Raw genomic sequence first — 1,216 nt, forward strand, 5'->3', positions numbered from 1 at the left:
GCCGCGAAGAACAACCTCGACGCCGCGAAGAAGATGGCGGAAGACGCGCGCAAGATGCGCGAGGACGCGGCGGGCACGGCGAAGAAGAAGCTGGAAGACGCCTCCGACGCGGGCATCCAGAACCGCAAGTGGTGGGAGGAGGTCGGCGACTGGGTCACCGACAACTGGGACACCATCGTCGCCGTCTGCAAGGTCGTCGTCGCCGTCCTCGGCGTCATCGCCATGATCATCGGCGGACCGATCCTCGGCGCGATCGTCCTCATCGCCGCCCTCGTCGTCCTCGCCGACACCCTCAACAAATACGCCAACGGAGAAGCAGGCCTACTCGACGTCGCGTTCGCCGCCCTGGACTGCATACCCGGCATGAAGGGCATCACCTCCGCCGCCAAACTCGCCAAGGGATTGAAGGGACTCAAGGCGGGCCTCAAGGGCCTGGGCAAGAACGGCCTGCGACGCGGGGCCGATGATGCTGTTGCATCGAGCAAGTCCGCGAAGGGACGTTGCCGCAACGGAGACCCCATCGACATGATCTCCGGCGAGATGCTGATGTCCGAGACGGACTTCGCACTTTCGGGCGTGCTGGGCATGGGGATGGGGCGGACTCATCTGTCGACGTACCGATGGGGCCGGTGGTTCGGACCGTCGTGGGCATCAACGCTCGACCAGCGCCTAGAACTGGACGACGAGGGAGTGCTGTTCTCCACCGAGGACGGAATGATCCTGGTCTATCCGGTTCCGCACGGCACGAACGAGGTCCTGCCGTTGGAGGGCCCCCGGTGGCCACTGACTTGGGACGCTGATCAGCCGGGCGCCCTGCGCGTGACGGACCCGGCGTCCGGGATCAGTCGCCTCTTCGCCCCGGTCGGGCGGAGCTCGGAGCACGACAGCACTTTCACCATGCCCATCAGCACCCTGTCGGATCGCAACGGGAATCGAATCGAATTCGAGTACGCCGACGACGGCAGTCCCTGCAGCATGCGTCACTCCGGTGGCTATCACGTGACGATCGACTCGGATTTCGACCGGGTCACGGGACTCCATCTCATGGGCCCCGAGGGCGAGCAGACGCAGCTCATGCGCTACGAGTACGGCGATGGGCGTCTCGTCGGCGTCTACAACTCCACTGGTCTGCCGTATCGATACACGTATGACGACGAGGAACGAATCACCTCGTGGACCGACAGGAATGGATCCTGGTATCGGTACTCCTACGACG

At 64.4% G+C, this 1,216-nt stretch carries 1 protein-coding gene; it reads left to right on the forward strand.

The features are described from left to right. Positions 1-1,216 (forward strand): DUF6531 domain-containing protein (locus tag ACZ5CR_RS46085; RefSeq protein ID WP_468869935.1); only part of this gene is annotated, 1,216 nt, incomplete at both ends.

The sequence above is a fragment of the Streptomyces sp. NPDC031274 genome, from assembly GCF_055570235.1.